Below are 10,708 nucleotides of genomic sequence, written 5' to 3' on the forward strand. Positions count from 1 at the left end.
AAGAACCGCTCTTGCTGCGCGGCCGCGGGCCATCGGTCTCGCCTGGCTCCGGGTACGCAAAGATCAGGTCGATATCGGAGGAGAGATTGAGTTCGCGTGCGCCCAGCTTGCCCATGCCGAGCACCAGCAAGGACTGGGCCTCGCCTGCGGCGTTGCGCGGCGTACCCATCTCCCGGCAGGTCCAGTCATAGAGCAGCACCAGACTCTGCTGGATGGTGATGTCGGCCAGTTCGGAGAGGTCTTCCAGGGTCTCACCCAGCGGCGCCCAGCCGGCAATGTCGCGGCAGATGATGCGCACCATCTGCTGGCGGCGGAACTGGCGCAGGATCTTGTGCAGGGCGGTTTCGTCGCTGGCATCCGCCAGTCGCTCTGCTAGCTGACCTGCCATCTCGCCAGCGGTGTAGCTCGACTGCAGCTGACCACTGTTAAGCAGCCCCGGCAGCAGCCCCGGATCCCGCTTGCAACTCTGCGCCACATAACCGCTCGCCTCCCAGACCCGCTTCAGGTCTGCCACCAGGGCTGCAGTATCGGGCACCCGCTCGCCGGCATCGGCCAGCGTCTCGCACCAGGCGGACCACTCCACCTCCACACTCTCGGCAATTGCGTCGGACATACCAGTCCCTAATTTGGCCACTCTGGGGAAAGAGGGAACAGCTTACTGCCCTACCATGCGCGACTCAATCAGACTGATGATCGGTTATGGAACGAGCTGCACCCCATGCTGCATCAGCCAGTCTCGGTCGAGTTCCCAGCTCACCCGTTCGACCGCCGGGTCGGCCAGCACCATGTCTCGGGCTTTGGTCTGGATTCGCGCCAGCTCACGCTGTGCCTGCTGAAAGCGCGGACCGCTGGTCTGGCGGGATGTGAGATCGTCAAACAGCAGGTGCAGAATCCGCTCCACCGGAACCTCAGTGGAGCGCGGCGTACTCATCACCGCCTTGCGCCCATCGAGCCGCACCACCCGGAAACGGTAGCTGAAGCTGTTCAGCTCCGGATCAGCTGCGAGACGCTGGTTCAATTCGCTGACTTTCGGGCTTTCATAGCCGAACAGCAGCGCCAGACCGAGCACCAGCAAAACCAAAAAGACCACGTAGTTGCGAGTTCCTCTGTCCATCTCTCTTCACCAACAGGTAATACGGGTTACTAATGGTAACAACGCCATAGCCACCACGACTTTGCGAATCCGCAAACACCGCCATTCAACGCCGCACAATCCCCCTCGTGGCGGACCGGGTTCCCACCCAGGCCGAAAGCGGTTCACATTTTGTAAGATTTCCCGACTGTCAGGCGCTCCTGCCCACCAGGATTGCGAAGCAGGCAAGGACTTTGTTTCCCGCAACCTCCTATTCTAGCCCGCAACATCAGCAATCTCAGAAAGGCCGTTCATGAACAACCGCAACCTGCTACTTCTGCTTCTCTCCACTTCGCTTTCGGGGCTACTGCTCTCCGCCTGTGACGACAGCAGTACAGTGGTAAGCAGCACCACTGCCAACACCAGTAGCANTTCAGGCGGCAGCTCTAGCGGTAGTTCGATCGCCATCAGCACTACCACAGGTTTCACCTCTGGTACTGGCAGCAGCGATTCAAGTTCAACCACCACATCGACCACAACCGCCAACCGGGCACCCGAGATCTCCGGCACCCCGCCGAGCCGCATCGAGGAGAACAGCAGCTACAGCTTTACTCCGGCGGCCAGCGATCCGGATGGCGATCCCCTGACCTTCAGCGTCAGCGGCCTGCCGGCTTGGGCCCGCTTCGATGCCGTCACCGGCACCATCAGCGGCTCCCCGCATGCAGGTGATCTCGGCCATCATAGCGGCATTCGGGTGCATGTCAGCGACGGCACCCACCAGGTCTCACTGCCGGCGTTTGAGATTACCGTGGATCAGGCCGCAGTCATCGCTACCGGTAACCGCCTCTTCGTCGACAACCAGATCAGCAGCTCAAGCTGCAACGACTACGCTCCCGAGAGCCGCAGCTGTGGCGGCGGCAGCGACACCGCCTACAACACTTTCGACGGCGCGACCGCTGTGGCCCAGGCTGGCGACACCGTCTATGTGCGCGAGGGCCGCTTTAAAGAGCAGCTGAAGGTGCGCAACTCCGGCACTGAAGGCAACTTTGTCACCTTCCGCAACTACCAGTCGGAGACGGTCACCATCACCGGCGCCACACTGGCCCCGGCGATCGACCTGACCGACCGGGAGTATGTGGTGATCCAGGGCTTTAATGTGGACAAGGTCGGACGCTGGCTCTACTTCCTCGAGGCACACAACAACATCGTGCGCGACAACCACTTCAGCCAGGCCTATGACTCGGCCGGCTCCAAGGCGGGCATCTTCTTCTTCCACGCCAGCCACAACCGATTCATCAACAACACCCTGGAAGATAACGAGGACGATGCACTCTCGCTGGTCGATTCGGAGCGCAATCTGGTGGAGGGCAACAGTATCATCAACGCCTTCCACTCCCTGTGGGATATCCGCTGCGGCAACTACAACGTGCTGCGCAACAACTACTTCTACAACGAACGGCAGAAGGATGGCGAAGTCTACGACTGCGACGGCCAAGTCAAAACCTACAAATACAACGCCACCAAGCACAACCTGATCGAGGGCAACGAGTTTGACTACACCGCCAACTCCGGCAACAAGTCGCCCTTTTCTGGCATCCAGTATGGCGGCCAGGACGGCATCATCCGCCATAACCGCTTCCACGACACCACCGGCCCCGCCCTTCGCCTGGCACTCTACGGCACCGAGGCCAACCATGTCACCGGCAACCGGGTCTATCAGAACGTTATGCACAGCTCCGACTTCGCCGGCGTCTGGATCCAACCAAAGCACAGCGTGAGCGACAACATCTTCAAGAACAACATTCTCGGCGGCAGCAGCTTCGTCAACAACGACAACCGCTGGAGCTGGTGGAACAATGAATTGAAAGGCGAACCGGTGCAGCTCTACCTGAGCCGCGACTCAGGCTACCTGTTCGACACCAACGCCTTCGCCCACGCCAACCCCGACCAGCCCTACCTGATCACCTACGGCAACGGCTTTCGCGAATCCGGCATCGATCCACAACGTTCTGTCGCTTGGTGGAACAGCAACGAACCCGGCAAGTTCCGCAATAACATGGTTGCGCAGCCGGCGTTTGTTGACGAAGGGGGGCGTGACTTCCACCTCAAGGCAGGCAGTCCGATGATCGATGCCGGTACTTTTCTCACCCAGACCGCCAGCGCTGGCAGCGGCACCACCCTGCCGGTAAAAGATGCCGCCTACTTCTACGACGGATTCGGCATTCCCTGGCGAACAGGGCGACGAGATCCAGCTGGAGGGGAACAGCGCCACCGCCATCGTGGTCGCAGTGGACTACGCAAACAACACCCTGACCCTCGACCGCTCTCTGAGCTGGAGCAGCGGCCAGGGGGTGAGCCTAAAGTACAACGGCAATGCACCGGATATCGGCGCCTTCGAGTCCGAAGGCTAGATCCTGTCAATGAGGGGGGGGCCAATCCAATGCTGACGGCGGGCATGGCCCGCCTTATACAGCTGCCAAACAGTCGGCCACTCCACCAGGCTTACGAACAAAACAAGGATTTCCTTTCCCTCCAAGCCCTACAATAGAGTGCCACCTCAGCACTCTCAGAAAGGGCATTCATGGACAACCGCAACCTGCTTCCTCTGCTTCTCTCCATTTCGCTTTCGGGGCTAACGCCCTCCGCCTATAGCGGAAGCCCCAGCCCGGCCACACCACCCACACTTGGGATCAGCGCGGATCAGACAACGGCCATCAGCAACGGCAACCGCCTGTTCGTCGACAACCAGATCGGCAAGTCGAGCTGCACCAACTACACCCCGGAGAGCCGCAGCTGTAGCGGCGGCAGCGACACCGCCTATAACTCCTTCGACGAGGCAAGCAGAGCGGCCCATGCCGGCGACACCGTCTATGTTCGCGAGGGCCGCTTCAAGGCGCAGCTGAAGGTGCGCAACTCCGGCACTGAGGGCAACTTTGTCACCTTCCGCAACTACCAGTCGGAGACGGTCATCATCACCGGTAAAAAGCTAAAACCAGCGATCGACCTGAGCAACCGGGAATATGTAGTGATCCAAGGCTTCAATGTCGAGAAGGTAGGGCGCTGGCTCTACTTCCTGGAGGCCCACAACAACATCGTGCGCGACAACCACTTCAGCCAGGCCTACGACAGAGCCGGTTCCAAGTCGGGCATCTTCTTCTTCCACGCCAGCCACAACCGCTTCATCAACAACACCCTGAAAGGCAACGCGGACGACGCGCTCTCGCTGGTCGACTCAGAGCGCAACCTGGTGGAGGGCAACTCCATCCGCAACGCCCACCACGCGCTGTGGGATATCCGCTGTGGCAACTACAACGTGCTGCGCAACAACTACTTCTACAATGAGCGACAGAAGGGCGGCGAGGTCTACGACTGCGATGGTCAGGTGAAGACCCGCAAATACAACGCCACCCGGCGCAACCTGATCGAGGCCAACGAGTTCGACTACACCGCCAACTCCGGCAACAAGTCCCCCTTCTCCGGCATCCAGTACGCCGGTCAGCAGGGGATCATCCGCCACAACCGCTTCCACGACACCACCGGCCCCGGCCTGCGCATGGCGCTCTACGGTAAGGAGGCGCGGCACAACTGGGGCAACCGGGTCTACAACAACCTCTTCTACGCCTCCCAGTTCGCCGGCATCTGGCTGCAACGCAGCCGCAAGGGTGGCCAGTTTGAGGATAACCGCTTCACCAACAACCTGCTCGGCGGCAGCCGTTTCGTCAACAATGACAGCCGCTGGGCCTGGTGGAACCAGATCCTCAAGGGCAAGCCGGTGCAGCTCTACCTCGACCGCCGCGACGGCTACCGGTTCGACCACACCGCCATCATCAGCGCCAGCGGCGATGGTCCCTACCTGGCGATCTACGGTAACGGCAACCGCGGCCCGGAGCGCCCCCAGCTGACCATCACCCAGATGAACCGGCAAGACCCCAACTTTCAGCACGGCCTGGTGATCGCCGCCCCCCACTTCATCGACCCAGCCAACCACGACTACCGCCTGCGGGACGACAGCCCGCTGATCGACGCCGGTACTTTTCTCACCCAGACCAGCAGCGCCGGCAGCGGCACCGAGATGAAGGTAAAAGATGCCGCCTATTTCTACGACGGCTTCGGCATCCCCGGCGAACAGGGCGACCAGATCCAGCTCGATGGCGATACCCAAAGCACACGGATCATCAGCATCGACTACGCGACAAACACCCTGCGCCTCGACCACCCCCTCAGTTGGCGCAAGGGTCAAGGGGTGAGCCTGAAATACAACGGCAAGGCACCGGATATCGGCGCATACGAATAGGGCCCCCACAGGCGCCAAACCAACGCTGCCGGCGGGCCGCATGCTCGCCCTATTGGCAGCCACGTTTCTGGCCACCACATCGATAATGGAATCGACTACGCTCGGCATTTCGATTACGTCCACATAAACCCGCTCAAACATGGGCTGGTAGAACGCGTAGTCGATTGGCCCTGGTCTACCTTTCATCGCCACGTAGGGGAATGGTGGTTACCCAGCGATTGGGGTGGAGATTTGAAACTACCCACCGACATTGGCAATGAATAATCGGCGGGCGCGTGTCTGTTACATAGGGCGCCCCATGGGCGCCAACCCAATGCTGCCAGCGGGCATGGCCCGCCCTATAATCTGCCATTTGTGGCATGAGCGGTGCTACAGGCACAAAAAAAGCCCCGCAACTTTCGCTGCGGGGCTTCTCCAGGCTAAGGCTGGATGGGGGGGGATGATTACATCATGCCGCCCATGCCACCCATTCCGCCCATACCACCCATGCCGCCCATATCGGGTGCAGCAGCTGGCTCATCCTTTGCCTCTTCGGCCACCATGCACTCGGTGGTGATCATCAGACCGGCCACGGAGGCGGCATTCTGCAGCGCGAAACGAGTCACCTTGGTGGGATCGAGGATACCCATCTCGATCATGTCACCGTAGGTGTCGTTAGCGGCGTTGAAGCCGAAGTTACCTTCGCCCTCGCCCACCTTGTTCAGCACCACTGACGGCTCGCCACCAGCGTTGGCAACGATCTGGCGCAGCGGCTCTTCCATGGAGCGGCAGGCGATGGTGATGCCCACATCCTGATCATGGTTGTCGCCCTTGAGCGCCTTGACCGCCTGCAGGGCACGCACCAGGGCAACACCGCCGCCGGGTACCACACCCTCTTCCACCGCCAGCACGGGTGGCGTGCAGGGCGTCTTCGACGCGAGCCTTCTTCTCTTTCATCTCGACCTCGGTGGCGGCACCAACCTTGATCACGGCCACACCGCCGGCCAGCTTAGCGACACGCTCCTGCAGCTTCTCGCGGTCGTAGTCGGAGCTGGTCTCTTCGATCTGAGCGCGGATCTGCTCGACCCGGGCCTTGATGTCGTTCTCGGCGCCGGCGCCATCGATGAGGGTGGTCTCGTCCTTAGTAATGACGATTTTCTTAGCGGTGCCCAGCTCGCTCAGGCCAGCCTTCTCCAGGCTCAGACCCACCTCTTCAGAGATCACGGTGCCGCCGGTGAGGATCGCAATATCCTGCAGCATCGCCTTGCGGCGATCACCGAAACCGGGGGCTTTGACGGCGGCAACCTTGACGATGCCGCGGAGGTTGTTGACGACCAGGGTCGCCAGTGCCTCGCCATCCACGTCTTCGGCGACGATCAACAGCGGCTTGCCCGCTTTGGCCACACCTTCCAGCACCGGGAGCAGGTCGCGAATGTTGGAGATCTTCTTGTCGTGCAGCAGCACGTAGGGGTCTTCCAACTCGGCGGTCATGCTTTGCTGGTTGTTGACGAAGTAGGGGGAGAGGTAGCCGCGGTCGAACTGCATGCCTTCTACCACATCCAGCTCGTTGTCGAGGGCGGAACCCTCTTCCACAGTGATCACGCCTTCCTTGCCCACCTTCTGCATCGCCTCGGCGATGATGTTGCCGATGTTCTCATCGGAGTTGGCGGAGATGGTACCGACCTGGGCGATCTCCTTGTCGTCAGAGCAGGGTCTGGAAATCGACTTCAGTTCCTTGACTGCGGCAGAGACAGCGCTATCGACACCGCGCTTCAGGTCCATCGGGTTCATCCCGGCGGCAACCGCCTTCAGACCTTCGCGAACGATCGCCTGGGCCAGTACGGTGGCAGTGGTAGTGCCGTCACCGGCCACGTCGGAGGTCTGGGAGGAGACCTCTTTCACCATCTGTGCACCCATGTTTTCGAACTTGTCGGAGAGTTCGATCTCTTTGGCGACAGAAACGCCATCTTTGGTCACGGTGGGGGCACCGTAGGACTTCTCAAGCACCACGTTGCGGCCTTTGGGGCCGAGGGTGGTCTTGACGGCATTGGCGAGGATATTGACGCCATTCATCATACGAACGCGGGCATCATCACCGAACTTAACTTCTTTTGCGGACATTGAGTAGTTCCTTGATTAAAGATTGATAGGGGAGCGTGGAGCGGCCGCCAGCGGCGCTCGACACGTGCCTGATAGCTGGCTTTAGCCTTCGATGACACCCATGATGTCTTCTTCGCGCATCACCAGTACTTCTTCACCATCGACCTTGACCTCGGTGCCGGAGTATTTACCAAACAGCACCTTGTCGCCGACCTTCACATCCAGCGGGGTGACCTCGCCGTTGTTGTTGATCTTGCCTTTGCCAACCGCAAGAATCTCGCCCTGCATGGGCTTTTCGGTGGCAGCATCGGGCAGCACGATACCGCCAGGGCTGGTGCGCTCTTCTTCCATACGACGAACGATCACACGATCGTGCAACGGACGAATATTCATCGAGTGTATTCTCCTGATTGGGTTTAAATGGTTGGTTTTCTAATTATCCGAGGCAAGCGCTGTTAGCACTCGCCTCGACTGAGTGCTAATAATAGGGACAAAAAACGGAGAGTCAAGGGAACAAGTCTAGCATTGGCCGCGACTGGCAAAACCACTCATCCGGCGGGCGGGAGCCGTGGATGGATCTGGGCACTTGGACAAACAATACAGCGGCTCAAGGGCGATCGGTTATGATACCAGCCTCACCCGCTTGCGCGGCACTCGGCAGAATTCTCTGACTCCCTAACGACCGATATCCATTGCACCAATCAGCTCCCTTCACCACCCTGCTCTGGCTGCTGCTGACAGTCTGTACCTACGCCTTTGGCGCAGCGCCCGAGCGGGTGGTTTCAATCAATCTCTGCAGCGACCAGCTGCTGGTGCTGCTGGCCGAGCCGGAGCAGATCGCCTCGGTGAGCCACCTGGCCAGTCGCCCGGAAAACTCCTTTGTCGCCGAGGCAGCCAAGCAACTGCCGCAAAACCATGCACGCATCGAAGAACTGCTCACGCTACGCCCCGATCTACTCCTCGCCAGCCCCTACAGCGATCCGCGCCTGCTACAGGCGCTGCGCCGCTTCGGTCTGCGGGTGGAGGTGATCCCGACAGCCAATGACCTAGCGGCGATCCAACAGAACATTCAGAAGATGGGGCAACTGCTCGGCCAGCAGGCACGCGCGCAGCAGATGATCGACGAGATGCAGCAACGGCTGGCGAACCTCGATATCAGTCACGATGGCGAACCACCCGGCGCCATCTTCTATCAACCCCGCGGATACACCGCCGGACTCGGCACTCTGCAGCACAGCGCCCTGCTGCTGGCGGGCTGGCGCAACCTGGCAGCGGAAGCGGACATTGAAGGCTTTCAGCCCATCGATCTGGAGCGCCTGCTGCTGGCACAGCCCAAACGCATCTTCACCTCACCGGTCTCCAGCGAGCATGCATCCCGTGCCGAACGCCTGTTGCAGCACCCCGCGCTCCGCGCCCTGCGCCCGGAGGAGCCGTTCACGGTGGTCGATTTCAAACACTGGATCTGTGGTGGGCCGATGTTTGTCGATGCGGTAGAGGCTCTCCACCGGGAGCGACAACTGTGAACACCAATCTCCAACCAGAGAAACGCTGGCTGCTGCCACTGCTGGCGGCCAGCAGCGGGCTGCTGTTTCTGCTCTCCCTCACCATCGGCGCACAATCGATCCCCCTCAGCCAAGCCCTCGCCGAGATGGTCACGGATCAGGGCGGAGTCTATGGCCTGATCCTCACCGAGGTGCGCCTGCCACGCAGCCTGATCGCGCTGGTCACCGGCGCCACTCTGGGGCTCTGCGGCGCCGCCATGCAGGGGCTGCTGCGCAATCCGCTGGCTAGCCCCGGCCTGATCGGTAGCGCCAGTGGCGCGGCGCTCGGCGCGGTAGTGCTGCTCTATTTCGGCCTCTCCAGCATCTTCCCGCTGGGCGGCATCGTTGGGGCGCTGGCGGCGACCGGGCTGGTCTGGCTGCTGGCCGGGCGTAGCGCCAGCATCCTCACCCTGATCCTCGCCGGGATGGCGGTCAACGCGCTGGCACTGGCGCTGATCTCGCTGCTGCTCAACCTCGCCCCCAGCCCCTATGCGGTGCAGGAGATCGTGCTCTGGATGATGGGCTCGCTGGCCAACACCAGCCTTGACGACCTCTGGCTGCTGTTGCCCGGCACGCTGCTCGGCTGGCTGCTGCTGGCGGGCAGCGGGCGCGGCCTGGATGCGCTGACCCTGGGCGAGGAAACCGCCCACTCCCTCGGCATCGACCTCCAGCGACTGCGCTGGCGGCTGTTCACCGCGGTGGCGCTGGCGGTGGGCTCAGCGGTCTCGATCACCGGCAGCATCGGCTTTGTGGGGCTGGTGGTACCACACTTGCTGCGACCCCTGGTTAGCCATCAGCCGGGGCGCCTGCTCGCTGCCAGCGCCTTTGGCGGCGCAATCCTGCTGCTACTAGCCGACATCGCGGTGCGGTTACTGCCGACCCAGACGGAGCTGAAGGTCGGGGTGGTCACCTCCTTGGTCGGCGCCCCCTTCTTTCTGCACCTGATCCTGAAGAGCCGGAGCGAGCAGCCATGAGCCAGCTGACAGCCAAGGGGGTGGGATTTCGGCGGGGTGAGCGACAGATCCTGGCGGGGGTCGATTGCCGGCTCGAGGCGGGAGAACTGATCGGCATCATCGGCCCCAACGGCGCCGGCAAGAGTACCCTGCTCAGGCTGCTGGCCGGGCTGCTGCCGGCCGATGCCGGGCAGGTTTGGATCGACCATGAGGTGCTGAGCCAGATCGCCCCCCGGCAGCGAGCCCGGGCGGTTGGCTATCTCCCCCAGGAGAGCCCGACCCACTGGCCGATCAGCGTTGAGCGGTTGGTCACCCTCGGCCGCCTGCCCCACCTGGCACCTTGGCAGCCCCCCGCCGAGGCCGACCGGCTGGCGGTGGAGCGGGCGCTACGCCAGACCGGGCTGCTTGAACTGCGTCATCGGCCGGTGGACCAGCTCTCCGGCGGCGAACGGGCGCGGGTGATGATCGCCCGCATGCTCGCCGGCGAGCCACCGATCCTACTCGCCGACGAGCCGGTCGCCTCCCTCGACCCGGCCCACCAACTCGACATCATGCAACTGTTCGCCGACCACTGCAGCAATGGAGGCAGCGCCGCCCTGGTGCTGCACGACCTGCGCCTCGCTGCCCACTACTGCCAGCGGCTGCTGCTGATCGATGGGGGCAGATTGGTCGCCGAGGGAACGCCGGAGCAGGTGTTGAGCAAGGCGAATCTATTACGAGTATTTCAACTCAGGCCACTGACTGGGAAGACGGCCTTCTCAATCGGCTG

Annotated in this window: 7 protein-coding genes and 2 pseudogenes; 5 read left to right on the forward strand and 4 right to left on the reverse strand. The window is 61.8% G+C overall.

What is annotated here, in order from left to right; all coding sequences use genetic code 11:
- Positions 1-82: 82 nt before the first annotated feature.
- Positions 83-613, reverse strand: a pseudogene (locus RIFP1SYM_RS19125) (bifunctional [glutamate--ammonia ligase]-adenylyl-L-tyrosine phosphorylase/[glutamate--ammonia-ligase] adenylyltransferase); the annotation flags it as partial.
- An 84-nt stretch (positions 614-697) separates the two neighbouring features.
- Positions 698-1,114, reverse strand: a complete 417-nt coding sequence (locus RIFP1SYM_RS06050) for a hypothetical protein (protein WP_005960851.1) — start codon at positions 1,112-1,114, stop codon at positions 698-700.
- A gap of 271 nt (positions 1,115-1,385) precedes the next feature.
- On the opposite strand from RIFP1SYM_RS06050, the gene RIFP1SYM_RS06055 reads away from it, so the two are divergent.
- Both RIFP1SYM_RS06055 and RIFP1SYM_RS06060 read left to right on the forward strand, forming a co-directional pair.
- Positions 1,386-3,620, forward strand: coding sequence for a right-handed parallel beta-helix repeat-containing protein (locus RIFP1SYM_RS06055; RefSeq protein WP_240992032.1), 2,235 nt, complete (start codon positions 1,386-1,388; stop codon positions 3,618-3,620).
- A 33-nt stretch (positions 3,621-3,653) separates the two neighbouring features.
- Positions 3,654-5,366, forward strand: a complete 1,713-nt coding sequence (locus RIFP1SYM_RS06060) for a right-handed parallel beta-helix repeat-containing protein (RefSeq protein ID WP_005960854.1) — start codon at positions 3,654-3,656, stop codon at positions 5,364-5,366.
- Between the two features lie 443 nt (positions 5,367-5,809).
- On the opposite strand, the pseudogene groL reads toward RIFP1SYM_RS06060, so the two are convergent.
- Both groL and groES read right to left on the reverse strand, forming a co-directional pair.
- Positions 5,810-7,466 (reverse strand): annotated as a pseudogene (gene groL, locus RIFP1SYM_RS06065) (chaperonin GroEL).
- Positions 7,467-7,547: 81 nt separating this feature from the next.
- Positions 7,548-7,838: a co-chaperone GroES gene (gene groES / locus RIFP1SYM_RS06070; protein ID WP_005960857.1), complete on the reverse strand. Its 291-nt coding sequence runs from the start codon at positions 7,836-7,838 to the stop codon at positions 7,548-7,550.
- A 299-nt stretch (positions 7,839-8,137) separates the two neighbouring features.
- On the opposite strand from groES, the gene RIFP1SYM_RS06075 reads away from it, so the two are divergent.
- From RIFP1SYM_RS06075 to RIFP1SYM_RS06085, 3 genes are all read left to right on the forward strand, one after another.
- Positions 8,138-8,968, forward strand: coding sequence for an ABC transporter substrate-binding protein (locus tag RIFP1SYM_RS06075; RefSeq protein ID WP_005960858.1), 831 nt, complete (start codon positions 8,138-8,140; stop codon positions 8,966-8,968).
- Positions 8,965-9,960, forward strand: a complete 996-nt coding sequence (locus RIFP1SYM_RS06080; RefSeq protein ID WP_005960859.1) for a FecCD family ABC transporter permease — start codon at positions 8,965-8,967, stop codon at positions 9,958-9,960. Before RIFP1SYM_RS06075 ends, RIFP1SYM_RS06080 begins: the two co-directional genes overlap by 4 nt.
- Positions 9,957-10,708 (forward strand): ABC transporter ATP-binding protein (locus RIFP1SYM_RS06085; RefSeq protein WP_039959850.1); only part of this gene is annotated, 752 nt, incomplete at its 3' end. The genes RIFP1SYM_RS06080 and RIFP1SYM_RS06085, both read left to right, overlap by 4 nt.

The organism is endosymbiont of Riftia pachyptila (vent Ph05), from assembly GCF_000224455.1.
Classification (GTDB): Bacteria; Pseudomonadota; Gammaproteobacteria; order Chromatiales; family Chromatiaceae; genus Endoriftia; species Endoriftia persephonae.

Excerpts from the sequence above, each read along its gene's own strand:
- RIFP1SYM_RS06050 (WP_005960851.1), bottom strand. The coding sequence starts at position 1,114 with ATGGACAGAGGAACTCGCAACTACGTGGTCTTTTTGGTTTTGCTGGTG.
- RIFP1SYM_RS06060 (WP_005960854.1), top strand. The coding sequence starts at position 3,654 with ATGGACAACCGCAACCTGCTTCCTCTGCTTCTCTCCATTTCGCTTTCG.
- groES (WP_005960857.1), bottom strand. The coding sequence starts at position 7,838 with ATGAATATTCGTCCGTTGCACGATCGTGTGATCGTTCGTCGTATGGAA.